We start from the raw sequence: 20,204 nt of genomic DNA on the forward strand, positions 1-20,204 counted from the left end.
CCAAACAACCTAATTATAAAATGCAAACTATTAATCGTACGCAACTATTCCGGGCAAGCTGCCTGGCATTATTAGTAACTTCCCTGTCATTTGGTATCCGTGCGGGTATCCTAAACGATCTGGGTGTTCAGTTTCAGCTGGATAAGGCACAGTTAGCTACTATTACCGCCACCGCTTTTTACGGTTTTCCTATTGCCGTGGTAATTGGCGGTTTCATAGTGGATGTTATCGGCCTGAAACGGTTGCTGGTAATTGCTTTTCTCTTCCACCTGGCTGGCATTCTGCTTACTATTTTTGCCTCCGGTTACTGGACTTTGTTTATCTCCACCTTCCTAATCGGCATTGCCAACGGTACAGTAGAAGCGGCTTGCAATCCGTTAGTAACTTCGCTTTACACCGAAGAAAAAACAACCAAGCTGAGTCACTTTCACCTGTGGTTCCCTGGCGGGATAGTAATTGGTACTTTATTAGTTACATTTTTAAAAGAGGTTGGCCTGGGCTGGCAAATCCAGGTAGGGCTCATGCTTATTCCTACCTTAATATACGGCTATCTGTTCTCCAAGCTTGATTTTCCGGTAACGGAGCGTGTGGCATCAGGTGTAAGTACGGCAGGCATGTACAAAGCGCTTTTAAATCCGCTGTTCATCTTTATGATGATTTGCATGCTGGGTACCGGTATTACAGAGTTGTTCACCGGTCAGTGGATAGATGTGCTGTTGAAAAACGTTAGCAGCAACGCCCTGTTATTGCTCACACTGGAAACCGGGGTGATGGTAGTAGGCCGGGCATTTGCCAAGCCAATTTTAAAGCAGTTCTCGCCGCAGGCGGTGTTGCTGATGTCTACCATTTTGGCGGCTACAGGTTTATATTTGTTGAGCACAGCTACCGGCAATGTAATATTCTTTGCGGCAATTATTTTTGGCATGGGGGTTTGCTTCTTTTGGCCAATGATGCTGGGTTTTGTGAATACAAATCTACCAAAAACCGGGGCATTGGGTTTGAATCTGATGGGTGGTGCCGGCATGTTCGCTGTATCCATATTCACCATATTTATGGGCTCGTACTACGATAATATCGTGAAAGAAGCTGGCGGCAATAATACGCTTGCCGGCGTTAAAGTACTGCAGGCCACGCTTGTTATACCAATAGTTTTGATCGTTGCCTTTACCGGACTTGTTATCTACATGAGATCCAGACATAAAACCCAAAATGCTGCACAGATAGCAGTTTAAATTAAAACACTTGTTATACGCTTAAAAATTGTATTTTTCGGAAGTTTAATTCCATAATAATATCACCAATGAAAAAAGTATTTATCGTTTTAGGTATCAGTTTAGTTATTGCAGCATGCGGCGGCCCAAAACCGGGCGAAAGTGAAGGAGGTGCAGACAGTGTAAGCGCTAACAACAAAGCTGCTGTAGCTACAAATTCAAATGCAGCACAAGATACCGCAGTTAATAAAATAGGCACTGATGCGCCTGCTACAGGTGCAAGCACCAAAGGCAAAGAATTGATGGCTTCCCTGGATTGTATGACCTGCCACAATGAAAAAACAAAAATTATAGGCCCTGCATTTGCAGATATAGCTAAAAAATACACCGAATCGGATGTAGAAACATTGGCTAAAAAAGTAATATCAGGCGGTAGCGGCAACTGGGGATCAGTTCCAATGACGGCTCACCCTGATTTGAAATTAGATGACGCTAAGGAAATGGTAGAGTATATCCTTACCGTGAAGTAAAAATCGGCCAACCACCGTAAACCAATTCTTGAACCAAACTAAATTATGAACTTAACTACACGCGTTAAGTTATCAATCATGATGTTTCTCCAGTTTTTTATCTGGGGCTCATGGTTTGTAACGCTCGGCCCGTTTTTGGGCACTACCTTGCACGCAACCGGCGCGCAAACGGGAGAGGTATTTTCCACACAGTCATGGGGTGCTATCATTGCGCCTTTTATTATCGGGTTAATTGCCGACAGATATTTTAATGCGGAGCGCATCCTGGGTATTTTGCACATTATAGGTGCTATACTAATGTACCAGATGTACAAAGCGGCAGATATATCTGTTTTTTACCCGTACGTATTAGGTTATATGGTTATCTACATGCCTACCTTAGCGCTTGTAAATTCAGTTTCATTTAACCAGATGAACGACCCTGAAAAGGAATTTTCATCTATCCGTATTTTTGGTACAATTGGTTGGATCATTGCAGGGTTAGCCATCAGCTACCTGTTCCATTGGGATTCTCCGGAAGGTATTACAGCCGGCCTGCTCCAAAAAACATTTTTCATGGCAGGTGTAGCATCATTGCTTTTAGGCTTGTTTAGCTTTACACTGCCCGCCACGCCGCCTAAGGCAAGCAGCGGGAAAGTGAGTATAGCCAGCATGCTTGGTCTTGATGCATTAAAACTGCTGAAGGACAAAAATTTCCTGGTGTTTTTCGTATCATCTATTCTGATCTGTATTCCATTGGCGTTTTATTACCAAAACGCGAGTGCATTTTTAACAGATATCAAGGTTGATAACCCTACCGGTAAAATGACTATCGGGCAAATATCTGAAGTTTTATTCCTTTTGGCATTGCCTGTTTTCTTCAAGAAGTTTGGCTTTAAGTGGACGATACTGGTAGGTATGGCTGCATGGGCAATCCGTTATGCGCTATTTGCTTACGGCAACGCAGGCGATCTGAGCTTTATGCTGATCATCGGTATTGCATTACATGGTGTTTGCTACGATTTCTTCTTTGTATCCGGGCAGATCTATACCGACTCGAAAGCCGGTGAGCAATACAAAAGCGCCGCACAGGGTATGATCACCCTGGCTACTTATGGCATTGGTATGCTGATAGGCTTCTTTGTTGCAGGTAAAATTTCGGATAGCTACAACTCTCCAGCCGGCCATGATTGGAAAATGATCTGGCTGATACCAGCAGGTATTGCTGCCGTTGTATTTTTACTGTTCATCGTATTTTTTAATGAAAAAAGCAGAGTGCAGGTAACTGCTGCTGAACCTAAAGGCCGCTTAGAAGTATAATTATGGCAAATCACAATCGCAGAACCGCTATCAAAGGGATGCTTGCCGGTACCGCAGCTATTGGCGCGGGTGGCGTATTATCCTCTTTTACATCCGAAGGAAAACAAGAACCTATGGCTGAAAAATTAAAAGGAAACATTAACCATGCCGTATGCCGCTGGTGCTATGGCGATATTAGCGTAGAGAACCTGTGTGCTGCAGCTAAGGATATTGGTATAAAAGGTATCGATTTGGTTGGACCTGCAGACTGGCCTACTTTAAAGAAGTATGGCTTATTCTCTTCCATGTGCAACGGCGCTGAAATAAACCTGACCGATGGCTTTGGCGATAAACAATTCCATGCTGAATTGTACAAACGTTATAGTGAGATGATCCCTGTTGTTGCCGCTGCCGGGTATAAAAACCTGATCTGCTTTAGCGGCAGCCGGAGGGGTAAGGACAACGAAACCGGTTGGAACAACTGTGTGGAAGGCCTGAAGCCGCTGATGCCTTTAGCTGAGAAACATGGTGTGGTATTAGTGATGGAATTGCTGAATAGCAAGATTGATCACAAAGATTACCAGGCCGACAGGGTAGAATGGGGTGCTGAACTTTGCAAACGCCTGGGATCAGAAAATTTTAAGCTGTTATTTGATATCTATCACATGCAGATTGACGAGGGTGACGTGATTCGTAACATCCGCCAATATCACCAGTATATTAACCATTACCATACGGGCGGTGTACCGGGCCGTAACGAGATTGACGAAACACAGGAACTGTTTTATCCGGCTATTATGAAGGCCATTGTTGAAGTGGGCCATAAAGGATTTGTAGCACAGGAATTTATACCGAAACAAAAAGACAAACTGGCCTCCCTTAAGAAGGCCGTGCAGATCTGCGACGTTTAAACCTTTACGGATACATAACGTCCTAGTTCGAATTATAAACTATCTATCTATGACAACCAGAAGAAAATTTCTAACACAGGCGGGTCTTATGTCCGCAGGGATAATGCTTGCGCCGCAGCTATTATCGGCAAAAAGCAAAAATGGCGTCGGGCTGCAATTGTATAGCCTGCGCGATCAGTTACCTAAAGATGTAAAGGGCACCATTGCTCAGATAGCAAAAGCAGGATACAGCGAAGTAGAAGTTTTTGGCTATTCCAGTCAAGGCGGTTTCTGGGGCTTAAATGCCAAAGAATTCAGCGCGTTATTAAAAGCTAACGGATTGACCACGCCAAGCGGTCACTATGGTCTGGACGAATACTTCGGTACCGGAAAAACAGATCAGCTTAATAGCTATATCGAAGCTGCACATGCTACCGGCCAAACGTATATTATTATTCCGGGTATCAATCACGAATTTATAAAAACAGCTGCCGACTTTAAAGGGGTTGCTGCCAAGATGAACAAGATTGCTGAGATCCTGAAGCCGGAGGGTTTGAAGTTAGGCTATCACAACCACAATTTCGAATGGGCGCCTGTAGAAGGTACAACCTTTTACGACACTATTTTAAACGATACCGATCCTAAACTGGTAAATATGGAAATGGATTTATATTGGGTAGTTCGCGCAGGTTATGATCCTATCGAATTATTCAAAAAACATCCCGGCCGTTTTACATTTGTGCATGTTAAGGATATGGACAAAAACGATAAAGGCTTGAATACCGAGATCGGTAACGGCAGTATCGATTTTAAAACCATATTGGGGGAAGCTAAATTAGCCGGCATTCAACATTATATTGTTGAGCAGGAAAACTTTACCAATATTGATCCTTTCAAGAGTATTGCTCAAAGTGCCAGTTATCTGAAAAATACCCTGCACGTATAATTAAATCTACAAGTTATGAAAAAACAATTGATAATTACTGCATTGCTATCGGGCTGCTTTATTGCCGCCAATGCACAAACCGGCGCAAAACCGGAAGATACCGAAAAATGGGAACCAGTGCCAAAAGTGGTTACTGCCGGTAAAACTTTAGGCGAGGCACCATCAGATGCGATCATTCTTTTTGATGGCAAAAATGGCCTTGATCAGTGGGTGGATGTAGCCAGTGGCGATGCTGCCAAATGGAACGTAGCCGGTGATGTTTTAACGGTGAACAAAGCTAGTGGTAATATTGAAACCAAAAAGAAATTTGGTAACTACCAATTGCATATTGAATGGAAGGTACCCGCTAATATTTCCGGAACCGGCCAGGCCCGTGGTAATAGCGGTATTTTCTTAGCCTCCATAGGCAAAGGTGATGACGGTTACGAATTACAGGTGCTGGATTCCTACAATAACAAAACTTATGTAAACGGCATGGCCGGAAGTATCTACAAACAATTTATCCCTTTGGCTAACCCTACCAAGCCACCGGGTGTTTGGAATACTTACGATGTAATCTGGACTGCCCCAACTTTTGATGGCGATAAATTAAAAACGCCTGCCCGTGTAACCGTTTTATTTAACGGGGTACTGGTAGAAAACAACATTGAATTGATGGGCCCAACCCAGTACATTGGCGCACCAGGCTACCGCAAAGCACACGGCGCAAGCCCAATTAAACTACAGGCCCACGGCGACAAAAGCGAACCGCTTAGCTACCGTAACATCTGGGTAAGAGAGTTGTAATAAAAATTAGTGCAAGTGTAAAAGCCGGTATTTGAGATGAATACCGGCTTTTGTATTTATACCTGGCACGTAAGAATAGGTGGGAGATAAAACTAGCTACCAATTTGCGGCAATGCTAAAAGCGAATTTAAAACTCATAAAGTATGCAGCCAGCCTCACAGTCGGTCAGGATAATCAGAGATCAATCCATCAACCCCTAACTTTTTAAGCCGGTCTATATCCGCCTGCTCATTAACCGTCCAGGGGATTACGCGCATTTTTTTGGCGTGGCAGCTTTCAAGCAGTTGCGCATCCACCAGTTTGAAAACCGGGCTATAAATGTCAGGGGTAAAACTCAGCAGTTGCAGGTTAGCCTCCAACGTGTTTTTATACACCAGGTACGATATCGGAATAGCCGGATACTTACGGTGAACGATCTCCAGCGTACGGGGATCGAAGGATTGGATGATCACCCGCTTTTCAATATGCTTTTTTAGGATCACCGCCATCAGGCGCTCAACAAACTCCTCAGGTCCGGGGTGTAACACACCGTCGCCATCAGGAGAGGTCTTAGTTTCAATATTATATACAGGCGGGTTTTCATGCAGTTTTTTGGCGTAGGCTTCTGAGGAATCAATTACTTCGCTTAGTTTCGGGATGTAGGTGGCCAGCTTTTGCTGATCCGGAAACAAGGGATAATATTTTTTACCGTAAACATAGCTCTTGATCTCTTCATAAGGCATTTGGTAAAGCTTCAGTTGCTCCTGCTCTGTTTTACTGATCGTATCCCCGTTAGGTTTTAACGCCAATACGGAGAGAATATATTGATCATGCGCTACCAGCACTTCTTTATCTTTGCTGAAGGAAATATCCATCTCCAGTGTTACGCCAAGATCCACGGCTTTTTTCATGGAGAGGATGCTGTTTTCGGGCATCAAACCCCTGCCACCGCGGTGTCCTTCTTTATCGAAAGGTATTTGCCCGAACACATGATTAGTCATAAAAAGGGTTGCAAACAGCAAGATCTTATTTTTCATATTGTATAAAATAGAACATGCCGAAAGTAAGCACACAGCATTAACTCTGTGTTAACCTTGCCTAACCAATTAACTTAAACTTCGTTGATCAACCAACAGATCGTTATTATAATAGGCAACTACTTTACCCGTTCATCAGGAGCCTCGATCATATTGATATCTACGGCGCCGTAATTACGCAAAACGTCAACAGCTTCCTGGGCTATTTGGGAGGTATCGGTGTAGATATTGAGGATTATACGTTTATCGTCATCTGTAGCCGCAAAGGGTTTTATTTCAAAGTCCTCTTCTTCAAACTCATAAGCAAGGAGGTACTGGCGGGCATCTTCCGCATGATCTAAATCTTCAAATGTGCCGGTAGCGATGTGTGGGGTCATGTAATTAGTTTTGATCTAGCTTAACATACGCTAAGTCATTTGGTTTGCGTGTTTCCCGCCCATAATGCGCTGCCCTTGATGGTGAACATTGAATTTTTGCTGCTCGTTAATTGGGTAAACCAACACCGTTAGTCTATACATTCTAGTTAAATAAATCACACTGCCCGACTAAATTAAAGCACAGCGGAACACAATTGTTGTTGTTGTATTTTAATACCTTTACCGTAAACCCATTATATTCTTATTATGAAAATCTACGCAAAAATGCGCTCCGTTTTATTGCTCTTATTTGTGCTGTTAACAGTTAGTTCAATGGCTTCGGCCGCAAGCGGATATTACTATCAGATAAAAATTTACCACTTTAAGAATGATGTACAGGAGCAAGCGGTAGATAGCTACCTAAAGGATTCATACCTACCGGTGCTGCACAAGTTAGGTGTTAAGAATGTTGGGGTATTTAAACCAATGGCTACCGATACTGCCAAGCGCACCTATGTATTCATCCCATTTAAATCATGGAAGGACCTGCAGGATTTTGATAGCAAGGTTGTAGATGCAGAAGATGGCGCAGGTAAAGCCTATTTGGATGCGGCATATAACCAGGCCCCTTATACCCGAATGGAAACCATCGTTTTATCGGCATTCGCTACCCGCACTTCCCCGGTAGTTCCTAAACTCGCTGCACCAAAAGCCGACCGCGTTTATGAACTGCGCAGCTATGAAAGCCCTACCGAAAAATTACACTACAATAAAGTGAAAATGTTCAATAGCGGCGAAACGGATCTGTTCGACAGGATCAATTCCAACCCGGTATTTTACGGCAGCGTTGTAGCCGGCAGCCACATGCCCAACCTAATGTATATGACCGCGTATAATAGTATGGCCGATAGGGATAAACATTGGGATGCTTTTGGCTCAGCACCTGAGTGGAAAGCATTGATTGCGCAGGATCAATATAAGAACAATGTATCCCGCAATGATATTGTGTTTTTGCACCCAACCGATTATTCCGACTTTTAATTTTACCGGATGAAGCGCGAACCACGCGATTATGATGCTGTGATCGTCGGCTCCGGGCCAAATGGCCTGGCGGCGGCAATCCTGATGCAACAAAACGGCCTGAACGTGTTGCTGCTTGAAGGCAAGGACACTATAGGCGGAGGCCTCCGCACGGCAGAACTTACCCTGCCGGGCTTTAAGCATGATATCTGTTCGGCCATACACCCGCTGGCAGCTGCTTCTCCTTACTTTAAAACATTGCCGCTGCAGGATTATGGCCTCCGGTACATTTACCCGGAAATAGATGCCGCACATCCTTTAGATAACGGCACTGCTGCAATTTTAAAAGGCGGGGTAGCTGATACCGCTAAACTGCTGGGCGCTGATGAGGCAATTTACCGCCGTATATTAGGGTCGGTTGCAAAAGCGTGGCCATTGATCGACAGCGACGTTTTAGGTCCGCTGCATTTTCCAAAACATCCGCTGGCACTTGCAAGCTTTGGGTTAAAAGCCTTACCGCCGTCTACATGGCTGGCGGGGCAATTTAAAACCGAGGCGGGGAAAGCATTGATAGCCGGAATGGCGGCACATAGTATGCAGCCGCTTAGCAATGCAGCAACATCCGCCATTGCGCTGGTGCTGATGACGGCCGGCAACCTGGGCGGCTGGCCAATTCCTAAGGGTGGATCGGAAAGTATTGCAAATGCCCTTGCAGCGCATTTTAAGGCCCTGGGCGGCAAGATTGAGACTGGAGTATACATTACTTCGCTCAGTCAACTGCCTTCTGCTCATGCCGTGTTATTTGATGTTTCACCAAAGCAATTGCTACAGATAGCAGGGCATAAGTTTTCATCCCTTTATAGATGGCAGTTGGAACGGTACCGTTATGGAATGGGTGTGTATAAAGTAGACTGGGCGCTTGATGATGCGATTCCATTTACTTCTGCAGCCTGCCGGCAAGCCGGAACCGTGCACTTGGGGAACACTTTCAGTGAGATCAGACTGGCCGAACAGCAAACCTGGAATGGCGGCCACCCCGACAAACCTTACGTACTATTGGCACAGCAAAGCCTTTTTGACCATACCCGCGCGCCAGCCGGTAAGCATACGGTTTGGGCCTACTGCCATGTGCCCAATGGCTCCACCATAAACATGACGGAAACCATCGAGAAACAGGTGGAACGTTTCGCGCCCGGTTTTCGTGAACGCATCCTGGCTAAACACACCATGGATACCGCACAGGTAGAAGCATATAACCCTAATTATATCGGTGGTGATATCAATGGCGGGGTGATCGATATAAGGCAATTGTTTACCCGGCCGGCTCTGCGGTATTCGCCCTATAAGACCTCTGAAAAAGGCATTTACCTTTGCTCTGCTTCTACGCCACCGGGTGGGGGCGTGCATGGCATGTGCGGGTACTGGTCGGCCAAACGGGCCCTAAATGAGGTGTTTAATATTACGGTTAACGGTTTGAAATAAACATATAGTGATGAGATTAAAAAGTATCCAATCGGTAGTTGTTTGCCTGCTGATGATTGGCACAGCATTCGCGCAGCAAAAAAATGCGCTGGTGCCAAAAAGAGAGATGCTGGCGGTGATCAAGAGAAATATGTCGTTTGCCGGTGCGCAGTATAAATATATGGCTGCCGGATTGAAGCCGGGCGAGTTTCCCAAAACCTATCATCCGGATATAAAAAAATTCGAAACAAGCAATTCGGGCTGGTGGTGCAGTGGTTTTTACCCGGGCACGCTTCTTAATATTTATGAAGAGACTAAAGATCCCGCACTTAAAGCGGAGGCCGGCCACATGCTGGATAGCCTGACCAAAGAACAATTTAACACCCACACGCACGATTTGGGTTTTATGATGTATTGCAGTTTTGGTACAGCCAACAGATTGCAACCGTCGGATACCTATAAACAGATCCTGCTCAATAGCGCCAAATCATTAAGCACCCGTTTTAACCCCAAAGTAGGCTGTATCAAATCCTGGGATTCAAAGCCATCAGATTTTTTGGTGATCATCGATAATATGATGAACCTGGAACTGCTGTTTTGGGCAACCCGAACCTCCGGCGATTCCAGCTACTACAAAATTGCAGTAACGCATGCCAATACCACCATGGTGAACCATTACCGGCCGGATTACAGTTCCTACCACCTGGTCAATTACAACGCAATAACCGGTGCAGTGCAGGAAAGGAAGACTGCGCAAGGTTTTGGCAACGAGTCGGCATGGGCCAGGGGACAAGCCTGGGGACTTTATGGTTTCACGGTGATGTACCGGGAAACGAAAGATAAAAAGTATCTCGACCAGGCCAACCAGATTGCAAACTTCCTGCTCAATAATCCAAATTTGCCTGCCGACAAGATCCCATACTGGGATTTTAATGCGACCAATATTCCTAATGCTTTGCGCGATGCTTCGGCCGCTGCTATTACAGCTTCGGCCTTGCTGGAACTATGCCGCTATACCGGCGAGGCTGATGCAAAAAACTATTTCGGCGTTGCCGAAACCATCCTTAGGAATTTATCTAGCCCGAAGTATATGGCCAGGCCAAGATCAAATGGCGGCTTTTTGCTGATGCACAGCGTAGGCCATTTCCCGGCAGGTACAGAAATTGATGTACCACTTACCTACGCCGACTATTATTTTGTGGAAGCGATGAAACGGTATGAGGGCTTTGGTGGCAAATAACTGCTAGTTTATAAATGCAATTTTAATCACCATCTTTTTCACCCTGTCCGTTTTATTTACGCCAATATTAGCCTGGTGAATTTCGCCCGGGAAAAACAGGAAGAACTCGGTTGGCTTAGCGAGGGCGTAGTGGCCTATCGTATAGTAATTTTCAACGTCTTTGGTGGGGTCATACGGTTTGGTGACAATAACGGTGTCCGTTTTACCCCGTTCGTAGATCCTTTCCCGCCCTCTAATCACATAGTGCAGGTCGATAAAACGCTTATGACTCTCAAATGCGGCGGTATCTAAAGGTTTCGGTTCGCCTTCGCTGATGGTGGCATAAGCCTGGTCCCCGTCAATAGGGTATTTGCCCGGCGCCATCAATTCCAGGTTCCTGTCGCGCAGAAAGTCGACCACTTTATCCCAGGTAACTTTATTGGTTTGGTACTGGCGGGCAAATTCAACTACATTAAAGGGTTCGTGCACGTTTAGCGTTAGGCGGTTAGCCCATACTTTTTCTTTGTACCACACCCGGGCAGTCTTTTCAGTCCAGTTGGCGCCGGCTGTCTGCGCTTTGCAGATACAGGTGATCAGTAAAAACGCAATAAAAAGGCAGAGGCGCTTGCCTGGTGGTAAATGTTTCATAGCTTAGGTTGGTTTTAGCAGGTTGGTTGGCTAAAGCTAAAAATTTACAAGCTAATAATTTAAACAAAATGGGTAAAGGGCGCTTAGAAGCATTCAGCGACGGGGTTATTGCCATCATCATTACCATTATGGTGCTGGAGCTTAAGGTGCCGCATGATGCCAGCTTGGCGGGGCTGCTACATTTATTGCCAGTGTTTATCAGCTATGTGCTTAGTTTCGTTTACGTAGGAATTTATTGGAACAACCATCACCACATGTTTCATGCTGTGAAATCAATAACAGGGGGTATCTTGTGGGCAAACCTGCATTTGCTGTTCTGGCTGTCGCTCGTCCCATTTGTTACTGCTTGGATGGGCGAAAATCACTTTGCCAAATGGCCCGTGATCTGGTACGGCGCAGTGCTTATTATGACCGCTTTGGCTTACATCATTCTTGCCAGAAAGCTAATTAAACACCACGGTGAACATTCTTTGCTGGCCGATGCCATAGGCAGCGATACCAAGGGGAAGTTTTCACTTGCCATCTATGTCACTGCAGTAGGCGTCTCATTCATTTACTCGTGGATTGGATTTGCACTTTACATCGTGGTAGCTTGCATTTGGTTTATTCCCGATAGGCGAATTGAACGAAAATTGAGAGAGACCGATTGATACAGTAGCTATCAGTTTAAGTCAACTCCTTCATCAGCTTGTCGAACGCTTCTTTTAATTCAGCCAGTTCAGTTTCTACTTTGCTTAAGCGGGCTTCCATGTCGGCGGAAGATCGTCGTACCGGTTGCTCATCAAGGCCATCATCTTCCGGCACCGTGCCGCCTAACAGGTGGCGGTAGCGCACTTCTTTTTGTCCGGCGCGTTTTGGCAACTGCAGCAGGTAAGGCATATCGCCATCGGCCAATTTTTCTAAGATGGTTTGCACCTCTTCCAGATCGTCAAATTCATACATCCGGCCTGAGTTGGAATTGATTTCGCCGGGGGTAAGTGGTCCGCGCAAAATCAGCAGGCAAAGAACGGTAACCTCTGCAGGCACCACCGGGAAAACAATCCCGAAGTTGTGTTTATACTTAATTGCCCTGCTGCTGCCTCCTGTTGCAGTTGAGGTGAGGCCTTTGCGTTTTAAAGTATCTAAAGCCTGCATTACTTCGTTCTCACTGTAATCGACTACCGGCTTGCGTGATGATTTCTGGTTGCAGGCCAATGTGAGGCCGTTCAGGGTCATCGGGTAATAATCGGGCGTAGTTTTGCTTTTTTCCATCAGCGAGCCCAGCACGCGTAGTTCAGTATCGGTTAAAACGGGTAAAGTTTGCGGAGTATCCATACGCAAATATAATATTGTTTAGGAGTTTGCAGTAGCCGTTTAAAACGGGTTGCCCGGTGGCGAGTTACCGGAATCCGAAATCACAATACAGGGTTAACCCAACTGAACCTTTTTTGAATGGTAGTCTTTTTAAATAATTGTATATCAGTCAATTTTAAAATTTTTAGTTAGGCGATGTTAACCTTGTGCTGTTCTCATGTTAGTTTAATTCTACCACATTTTAATCTCAATGATTTGACATATTTTAAAAATCTGACAAATCTGTTTACCCGGCTGAGTAACTTCGCTGTTAAATGACAGTAAGTATTTTAGGTTGCGGATGGTATGGACTGGCGCTGGCAAAGGCCCTGGTTGCGGATGGTATAACGGTTAAAGGTTCCACCACTTCGGGTGAGAAGCTGCCTTTATTGGAAGCAGAAAATATCAGGCCCTTCCTGGTCGATTTATCTGCCGAACAGCCATCTCTCAATCCCGATTTTTTCAATTGCGATTTACTGATTATTGCTATCCCGCCAGGGGCGCGTTCAGGGCGGGGTGGGGAGTATGTGCCTAAGTTGAAACGAGCTTTAACTGCTATTATTGAATCTGGTATAAAAAAGGTGATCCTGATTAGTTCAACAGGTGTTTATGCTGATCTGAATAAAGAGGTTAACGAATTAACCGATCCCCAGCCCAATACCCAGGCAGGGAATATATTATTAGATGCTGAACAACTGTTTAGTAATCAAGCCGGTTTTAAAACCACCATTATTCGCTTTGGCGGACTGGTTGGCCCGGCTCGTGATCCGGGTAGGTTTTTCGGCGGAAAAAAAGATTTGCCAAATGGCCTTGCACCGGTCAATTTGATTCACCTGACCGATTGTATCGGTATTACAAAAGCCGTTATTGCGCAGGATATATTTGGGTTTGTTATCAACGCCTGCTCGCCGGATCACCCTGAAAAGCAGGTATTTTATACGAAGGCTGCAGCTAAAGCCGGATTGGATCTGCCTGAGTTTCTACCCGAATTAACGGACTGGAAAACAGTCAACAGCGTTATTGTGGGCAACAAATTGAATTACCGGTTTCAAATTGATAACTGGGCGAATTGGTTGAATACTGAGGCATGATGGCTTTGCCGCTTTGTCATCCTTCAGCCCTTTGTCATCCTGACGAAGGAAGGATCTATTAAACGCCATGCATGATATGCCTATCGGTTAACAGATGCTTCGTGCCTCAGCAGGACAACGTTGTTCTTTTCCCAATTGTCATTCTGACGAAGGAAGGATCTGCTAAACGCCCTGCATTGTGCGTGATGCCTATCGGTTAACAGATGCTTCGTTCCTCAGCACGACAACGTTGTTTTTTCCCAATTGCCATCCTGACGAAGGAAGAATCTGCTAAAGGCCCTGCATTGTGCGCGATGCCTATCGGTTAACAGATGCTTCATTCCTCAGCGGGACAACGTTGTTCTTTTCCCAATTGTCATCCTTACGATGGAAGGATTTGTTAAACGCCCTGCATTGTGCGTGATGCCTATCGGTTAACAAATGCTTCGTGCCTCAGCGCGACAACGTTGTTCTTTTCCCAATTGTCATCCTGACGAAGGAAGGATCTACTAAACGCCCTGCATTGTGCGCGATGCCTATCGGTTAACAAATGCTTCGTGCCTCAGCATGACAACGTTGTTCTTTTCCCAATTGTCATCCTGACGAAGGAAGGATCTGCTAAACGCCCGGCATTGTGCGCGATGCCTGTCGGTTTATCTAACCTCAAATTTGTAACTACCTGCGTTAACATTGTACATACCCTTAACCGGAACTAATTTACCGGCCAGGTAAACCTTTTTCCCTTGCGGAAATATAATGGCGGCCGTTGTGTTTGCAGGTACAGTAACATCATAAACCACAGCAGTACCATTCTTTTTCCATGAGGAAACGATCTTTCCGTATGGGCCGGTATGCGCCGAGTTGAATTCATTTAGTCCAGCTACAAAATTGGGCTTCAGTATCACGTTTTTAAAGCCGGGGTGCAGCTCATCCGGCTGAATGCCGCCAATGCCACGGTAAAGCCATGCGCCAATACCGCCAAACATAATGTGGTTTAAGGATATATCGTGCTTGGCATCAATGGCCCAGTTCTCGTAAAGTGTTGTTGCACCATTTACCATCCACCAGCCCCATGAAGGGTAGGTTTCCTGCGCAGCTATTTTGTAGGCCACATCGGCGTAGCCGTTATCGCTTAGAGCATTCATAATCGCTTTGCCACCAAGAATCCCTACATCTAAATGGAAGTTGTCGGCTTCCACCCGTTTTGCCAGGTTAGCAGCAACGCGGGCTTTATAATTATCGGGTACCAGGCCCCAATACAGCGGCACGCTTAGTTCCGTTTGCAGGCCTTTGTTATAACTGCCGGTTTGCTCGTTCAGGTACTTTGCATTAAATGCCTTTTTTATTTTCGACTGTAAGGCGCTGTATTTGTTGTAGTCGCCCGTTTTACCCAATAATTTTGCTGCCTTCGCCAGTATGGTCACATCAGCATAGTAATAGCAGGTAGAAGTCATCTCTACCGGCGATACCGATTTAACCGGCACCCAGTCGCCAAGGCCCCAGCTGGTGAGTCCGGTAGGGTACAGGTCGTTAATATGGTCAACGTACCTGCGGATGTTATCATAATTGGCCGATAATACTTTGGTGTCGCCGTAAAAAAGGTATATATCCCAAGGGATCATGGCAATGGTGCTGGTCCAATCCGGTCCGTTGCCCCATTCATATCCCCAGCCCGCCGTTGGGATAATAGAGGGCAGCACGCCGTTGGGTTGCTGTTCATCGCGGTGGTCCGCCATCCATTTTTCGTAAACGGTTATCCCGTCGAAGTTATATAAGCCGGTTTCGGCTGCGATAATGGCGTCACCCGTCCAGCCATTCTTTTCGCGCTGCGGGCAATCTGTAGGATAACCGAACAGGTTGCTGAGGTAAGAGTTATTGGTAGCATACCATATTTTGTTGATGGTAGGGTTGGATGTGCTCACGTTGCCAATTGCAGGCACGTCGCTGTGCATAAAGTAGCCGGTAAGGCTTTCCCTGGTCAGTTGGATCGGCTCGCTGCTGCTTACCTCTACATATTGAAAACCCTTATAATTAAACTTCGGCATAAAGGTTTCTTCACCTTTACCGCTCAGAGTAAATATATCAACCTGGAAAGGGTCCTTATCATCGGTAGGGCGGTAGTGCAGGTCGATATTTGAAAGATCCACCTTGCCGTCTTTGTAAAGCCTTTCGCCATGTTTTAAGCGGATCACTGTACCGGCTTTTCCGCCAACGGTTATTTTGCTTACGCCGGAGATGTTCCTGCCAAGATCGAATACATAAATTCCGCCGTCCATTTTATTTATGGATTTCGCCGGGATCTCCTCCACCGCACGGATGGGAACTACTTGCTGCGATACAATATTTTGAGAAGGAGTAGGGCGTGCAAAAGCAGATTTCCACTTGGTATCGTCAAAGTTTACGGTGTTCCATCCGGATTGATCCAGGCGGGCATCGTAGTGCTCGGCGGTATAGATGCTGTTTAGTGTTACCGGGCTTAAATTAGTTTTCCAGCGTTCGCTGGAAGTTATGGTTTCGACGGTGCCATCCTCGTAGGTAATGCGCAGATCCATACAAAAAGTTGGCCTTGCGCGCCATGCTGCCAGGTGGAAATCCCACACAGCGGTACTTTGATGGTTATACCAGCCGTTGCCTAAGAGTACGCCAATGGCATTTTTGCCGGCGGCAATTTGTGAGGTTACATCGTAGGTAACGTATAAGGTCCGCCTGTCGAACCGGGTGTACATGGGGTCAAGGCGGTGGTTGCCTATTTTTTGCCCGTTGATGTACAATTCATATAATCCGGCTACGGCAATATAGGCCCTTGCCGACTTTACCTTTTTACCGGTGCTAAATGTGGTGCGGAAATACGGTGCAGGTTTTACGTTGAAGCCATTCTGATCGCTGATCCAGGTGCCTTTCCAATTGGTCATTTGCTGCATACCGGTTTCAAAGCTGTTCACAGCAGATGGGGTTGTCTTTAAACCGTCCTTATCCCACAAGATAACGCGCCAAAAATACCTGGTATAAGGCTGCAAGGCTTTTCCGTTGTAGCTGATCAGCGCGGTTTGCGACGCAACTTTGGCGGTCGACCAGCTGCTACCGTCTCCTTTTAGCACCCCTAAAGAATCCGTGCCTACAAATAACTGGTAGGCGGTTTGTTTAGCGGCAAAGCGGTCATCATTCAGCATCCAGGTTAAGCGGGGATGCAAAACATCCACACCCAGCGGGTTAACCAGGTATTCGCAGCGCAGGTTAACAGGTTGGGCAGCGAAAGAGTTGAGCGATAAAAGTGAAAGAATGGCAAAAAGCAGACGTGGTAGTTTCATGTCCGGCTAATATCAGCATTCATTGGTGAGCTGGCAAGGTAAATTTAAAATGGGTATGCGGCCATTTATCCCCAGAGTTAACGGAGTAGGCACAGCGTTTACCGAATCGAAATAGTTATTAATAATTAATAGCTCCGTGAGCGCTGTGCTAGCTAATGCAATAATTTCCGTACCCTCTGTGTTTAATTCTTCAATTTAAAATCCGGATTATGGCTTTTAACAGGAACATCACCAAACAAAATATTGGGGCATTACCTGGGTTATTGATGGCTAAAACAAGCTTACAACATTCCTTTTTTTATCTCATTAACAGCATAAGTTGCGGCTCTTGCCGTAAGGGCCATATACAATATCGACGGACTTTGATTACCGGTGCTAGCCATGCAGGCACCATCGGTAACAAAAACGTTTTTGCAATGGTGCAGCTGGTTCCATTCATTTAGTAGCGATGTTTTAGGGTCTTTGCCCATTCTTACGCCACCCATCTCATGGATATCTAAGCCCGGAGCTTGCTTATTATTATAAGTCCTGATGTTTTTACATCCGGCTTTCTCCAGCATTTCGCTGGTTTGGGTATGGAAGTCTTTGATCATCCGCTCGTCGTTTTCATCATAGCTTACAGATGTAACCAGCAAAGGGATGCCCCATTGGTCCTTTTTATCTTCACTTAGCCGCACATGATTACTCTCCTTCGGCACGGTTTCTCCCTGCAGGTAAGCAAAAACATGCCAGGGGCCGGGTTCGCAAAGCTGATCTTTATAGTCGCCGCCCACTTGTTCTTTTTCGGCATCCGGCGAGTGCTGGTCGCGGTAGGCGTTCATAAAAGTGGTGTATCCGCCATGGAAATCAGTTTCCTGTTTGTGCAGGTTACGAAAGTTCACCAGGATCAGGTCTGTAGGGTTACGGCCAAAGTAATATTTATCCAGGAAGCCATCTATATCTGCAGATACCGATGCCCGGTAATTGTGGAAGGCAATATATTTACCAAGCAAACCGCTATCGTTACCCAAGCCATTAGGGAACCTTTTGGATTTGGAATTGAGCAGCACCAGGTTACTATTCAAAGCAGATGCGTTGAGGAAGATGATGCGCGCTTTAAATTCAATCACTTCTTTGGTGTTGGCATCTATCACCCGCACACCACTTGCCTTGCCTGATTTTTCATCGTAAATAATGGAGTGCACTACCGAATGCGGCCGGATAGTTAAGTTGCCGGTTTTTTTGGCCCAGGGAAGGGTGGAGCTTACCGAGCTAAAATAGCCGCCAAACGGACAGCCGCGCATGCACATATTACGAGCCTGGCATTTACCGCGGCCCTGGTCAAGGTGTATCTGAGATGGGTCTGTTAAATGTGCCCAGCGGGCGTGCACCAGGTGACGGTCGGTGTAGTTTTCTTTAAGTTTTTCTTTGATATGTACCAGCGGGGCGTTCATATCAAATGGCTTCATAAATTCGCCGTCGGGCATCGCTTCCAGGCCATCCTTGCTGCCGCAGATGCCGATGAACTTTTCCACGTGGCTGTACCAGGGCGCTACATCTTTATAGCCGATTGGCCAGCCTATACCATAGCCAAAACGTTCGGGCGCTGTAAATTCGAATTCACTCCAGCGCTGGGTGGCCCGGCCCCAGGTAAGGGATTTACCGCCCACCTGGTATCCGCGGACCCAATCGAACGGTTTTTCCTGTACGTAGGGATGATCAGCATCTTTCACAAAAAAGTGGTCGCAGTCGTCACCGTATCCCGCGGCTTTGCTAATCAGCGGGTTTTGTTCCTGCTGTTCCCGATTGATACGGCCGCGATACCGGAATTCCCATGGTGGTGTGGTAGCGGTAGGGTAATCTTTGATATGCTCCACGTTACGGCCACGTTCCAGTACCAGCGTTTTTAAACCTTGTTCGCAAAGCTCTTTTGCAGCCCAGCCGCCGCTGATCCCCGAACCGATAACGATAGCATCAAAAGTGCGCACATCTGCACCATTGGAGTTAGAATTTCCTGACATGAAAAATTTATAATTGGTACTATAAAGATGCGGAAATTAATTCGGAAACATAATGTTCCAGTAAATTTAGAGAGGGGCTATGGCCGGTTTGGATGTAACAATTGGAGGTGCTGTTGGCCAGCATGAGCGATTGTTCGGTATTCATCCCCATTAATTGGGCTATACAAAAACCGGCGTTAAAATTATCGCCCGCACCGGTGGAGATGGTTGGATTTGCTACGAAAACCGGCTGATTGCTGTAACTTCCCCCTGCATCCCAAGCCAGGGAAATTTTGGAAGTATGGATGATTAAAATCGTAATGCCAAGTACAGAAAATAGCTGATCACCAATCGTTTGCAGGTCGTCAGGTAGTTGGTCTGCCACCAGGATTTTGTACAGTATACCCGCCTCGTTGCGGTTAAGGCTAAGTACTGCACTGCCATATTTGCCAAATGACCTGATCAGATCCATTGCCATTTTTATCACATCTGCAGTCCGTTTGGAACAATCAGACAGATCAAAGAAGAACTGCCTAGCGGGGGTGTATTCGCTGCGGTCGAAAACATCCGCAAGCAGGCCCTGCCAAATATTATTTGACTGATCCAACTCACTCCAGTTTACAAGGCACACCAGGTTTGCCTGGGCAAATACCGCATTAAGCGTAGCCAAGCCTAGTGCGTTTTTAATGATGTCCCAATCGGCGTGGTTCAGCTCTTTCATCTGGGCCAGCATGATCTTACCGTCGGTAAATTCCATGGCCGTTGTAAAGCCCGGATTGGTGAAGCTGTGAAGTGTGCAATCTTGATGCATCCCGCTAAAAGCAGTATGAACCGGTAATCCAAAGGCGCCAACGCAAGCAACCGGCAGGCCCATTTGCGCCATTGCATTTGCCATGATAGGCATGTTCCCGCCGAGTTTTTGAATAAGCTCTTCGCTTTCCAAACTAAAACCAGATCCGCTTTTGCCGGAAATATAATCACCAAAATCTTTTATGGTGTCGAAATAGGCTACAGCGCCGGCCTCGGTTTTATTATTTACTACCCGTACAATTGAATCCACAAAACCATCGAACCCGGCCGCAACTTTTTTACCGGCCAGGATGCCGGGTGCGGATTGCAAAAGCGCCCGGATATGTAACAACTGTTCCTTCATG

The 20,204-nt window shown here is 46.1% G+C and carries 18 protein-coding genes; 11 read left to right on the forward strand and 7 right to left on the reverse strand.

Going from position 1 to position 20,204, the window contains the following annotated elements; genetic code table 11:
• Positions 1–20 precede the first annotated feature (20 nt).
• The 6 genes from A0256_12625 to A0256_12650 all read left to right on the forward strand — a co-directional run bounded on the left by A0256_12625 (position 21) and on the right by A0256_12650 (position 5,641).
• A complete protein-coding gene (locus A0256_12625) occupies positions 21–1,232 on the forward strand; it encodes a hypothetical protein (GenBank protein AMR32206.1) in 1,212 nt (403 codons plus the stop codon).
• 230 nt (positions 1,233–1,462) lie between these two features.
• Positions 1,463–1,741, forward strand: a complete 279-nt coding sequence (locus A0256_12630; GenBank protein AMR34534.1) for a hypothetical protein — start codon at positions 1,463–1,465, stop codon at positions 1,739–1,741.
• A gap of 45 nt (positions 1,742–1,786) precedes the next feature.
• Positions 1,787–3,040 (forward strand): MFS transporter, encoded by a 1,254-nt coding sequence (locus tag A0256_12635; protein ID AMR32207.1) that lies wholly within the window; start codon positions 1,787–1,789, stop codon positions 3,038–3,040.
• A 2-nt stretch (positions 3,041–3,042) separates the two neighbouring features.
• The gene (locus A0256_12640) at positions 3,043–3,930 is read left to right on the forward strand and encodes a hydroxypyruvate isomerase (GenBank protein AMR32208.1); all 888 of its coding nucleotides are present in this window, start codon (positions 3,043–3,045) and stop codon (positions 3,928–3,930) included.
• A 49-nt stretch (positions 3,931–3,979) separates the two neighbouring features.
• On the forward strand, positions 3,980–4,855 hold the full coding sequence (locus A0256_12645; protein AMR32209.1) for a xylose isomerase: 876 nt from the start codon (positions 3,980–3,982) through the stop codon (positions 4,853–4,855).
• A 15-nt stretch (positions 4,856–4,870) separates the two neighbouring features.
• On the forward strand, positions 4,871–5,641 hold the full coding sequence (locus A0256_12650) for a hypothetical protein (protein ID AMR32210.1): 771 nt from the start codon (positions 4,871–4,873) through the stop codon (positions 5,639–5,641).
• Between the two features lie 155 nt (positions 5,642–5,796).
• Here the strand turns inward: A0256_12650 and A0256_12655 are convergent, their stop codons facing one another.
• Positions 5,797–6,657 (reverse strand): glycerophosphodiester phosphodiesterase, encoded by an 861-nt coding sequence (locus A0256_12655; protein AMR32211.1) that lies wholly within the window; start codon positions 6,655–6,657, stop codon positions 5,797–5,799.
• 119 nt (positions 6,658–6,776) lie between these two features.
• Entirely contained in the window at positions 6,777–7,034 is a 258-nt protein-coding gene (locus tag A0256_12660; GenBank protein ID AMR32212.1) for a hypothetical protein, read from the reverse strand.
• A 246-nt stretch (positions 7,035–7,280) separates the two neighbouring features.
• Between A0256_12660 and A0256_12665 the strand changes: the two genes are divergently transcribed.
• Genes A0256_12665 through A0256_12675 form a run of 3 tightly spaced genes read left to right on the forward strand, consistent with a single transcriptional unit; the run spans position 7,281 to position 10,734 of the window.
• A complete protein-coding gene (locus tag A0256_12665; protein AMR32213.1) occupies positions 7,281–8,054 on the forward strand; it encodes an NIPSNAP family containing protein in 774 nt (257 codons plus the stop codon).
• A 9-nt stretch (positions 8,055–8,063) separates the two neighbouring features.
• On the forward strand, positions 8,064–9,515 hold the full coding sequence (locus A0256_12670) for an FAD-dependent oxidoreductase (protein ID AMR32214.1): 1,452 nt from the start codon (positions 8,064–8,066) through the stop codon (positions 9,513–9,515).
• Between the two features lie 10 nt (positions 9,516–9,525).
• Entirely contained in the window at positions 9,526–10,734 is a 1,209-nt protein-coding gene (locus tag A0256_12675) for a glucuronyl hydrolase (GenBank protein AMR32215.1), read from the forward strand.
• Positions 10,735–10,737: 3 nt separating this feature from the next.
• Here the strand turns inward: A0256_12675 and A0256_12680 are convergent, their stop codons facing one another.
• Complete coding sequence (locus A0256_12680) at positions 10,738–11,361, reverse strand: hypothetical protein (protein ID AMR32216.1); 624 nt, start codon at positions 11,359–11,361, stop codon at positions 10,738–10,740.
• A 68-nt stretch (positions 11,362–11,429) separates the two neighbouring features.
• Here A0256_12680 and A0256_12685 point away from each other — a divergent pair, with 68 nt between their 5' ends.
• On the forward strand, positions 11,430–12,011 hold the full coding sequence (locus tag A0256_12685) for a hypothetical protein (GenBank protein ID AMR34535.1): 582 nt from the start codon (positions 11,430–11,432) through the stop codon (positions 12,009–12,011).
• A 16-nt stretch (positions 12,012–12,027) separates the two neighbouring features.
• On the opposite strand, the gene A0256_12690 is transcribed toward A0256_12685, so the two are convergent.
• Positions 12,028–12,675, reverse strand: coding sequence for a hypothetical protein (locus tag A0256_12690; GenBank protein AMR32217.1), 648 nt, complete (start codon positions 12,673–12,675; stop codon positions 12,028–12,030).
• A gap of 293 nt (positions 12,676–12,968) precedes the next feature.
• On the opposite strand from A0256_12690, the gene A0256_12695 reads away from it, so the two are divergent.
• A complete protein-coding gene (locus A0256_12695; protein ID AMR32218.1) occupies positions 12,969–13,784 on the forward strand; it encodes a hypothetical protein in 816 nt (271 codons plus the stop codon).
• Between the two features lie 632 nt (positions 13,785–14,416).
• Here the strand turns inward: A0256_12695 and A0256_12700 are convergent.
• From A0256_12700 to A0256_12710, 3 genes are all read right to left on the reverse strand, one after another.
• Positions 14,417–17,071, reverse strand: a complete 2,655-nt coding sequence (locus A0256_12700; GenBank protein ID AMR32219.1) for an alpha-rhamnosidase — start codon at positions 17,069–17,071, stop codon at positions 14,417–14,419.
• 281 nt (positions 17,072–17,352) lie between these two features.
• Entirely contained in the window at positions 17,353–19,071 is a 1,719-nt protein-coding gene (locus A0256_12705; GenBank protein ID AMR32220.1) for a GMC family oxidoreductase, read from the reverse strand.
• Between the two features lie 19 nt (positions 19,072–19,090).
• The gene (locus A0256_12710; protein ID AMR32221.1) at positions 19,091–20,203 is read right to left on the reverse strand and encodes a hypothetical protein; all 1,113 of its coding nucleotides are present in this window, start codon (positions 20,201–20,203) and stop codon (positions 19,091–19,093) included.
• Position 20,204 lies beyond the last annotated feature (1 nt).

This window comes from Mucilaginibacter sp. PAMC 26640 (genome assembly GCA_001596135.1).
Taxonomy (GTDB): domain Bacteria; phylum Bacteroidota; class Bacteroidia; order Sphingobacteriales; family Sphingobacteriaceae; genus Mucilaginibacter.